The organism is Sulfitobacter sp. 15WGC, assembly GCF_005068605.1.
In the GTDB taxonomy this organism is placed as follows: Bacteria; Pseudomonadota; Alphaproteobacteria; order Rhodobacterales; family Rhodobacteraceae; genus Sulfitobacter; species Sulfitobacter faviae.
Genome location: NZ_SZNL01000202.1, coordinates 1 through 252 on the forward strand (window position 1 = coordinate 1; position 252 = coordinate 252).

Below are 252 nucleotides of genomic sequence, written 5' to 3' on the forward strand. Positions count from 1 at the left end.
CGCCTATCTCAAGACAACCCTGACAGCGATCGCCAATGGTCATCCGCAAAGTCGCCTCGACGATCTGCTCCCGTGGAACTTCAAACCGTCAAGCTAAGTGGATGGTGCTGTCCAGCTACCGCTTACAATGTTTTGGCCTCCTTTGCAGTTTTCTTTGCTGCCTCAGAACTGACCTTGAAGCGGTAGCTGTCGTTTCCGGTTTCGAGGATGTGGCAGCGGTGGGTAAGCCGATCCAAGAGAGCGGTGGTCATC

2 protein-coding genes are annotated in these 252 nt (G+C 54.4%); one reads left to right on the top strand and one right to left on the bottom strand.

Features of this window, described 5'->3' with window-relative positions; genetic code table 11:
- Positions 1-97, top strand: a 97-nt coding sequence (locus tag FCK22_RS18565) for a transposase domain-containing protein (protein ID WP_136720389.1), incomplete at its 5' end; no start/stop codon positions are given.
- Between the two features lie 25 nt (positions 98-122).
- On the opposite strand, the gene FCK22_RS19630 is transcribed toward FCK22_RS18565, so the two are convergent.
- A partial coding sequence (locus tag FCK22_RS19630; RefSeq protein ID WP_349237610.1) for an ATP-binding protein occupies positions 123-252 on the bottom strand: 130 nt, incomplete at its 5' end.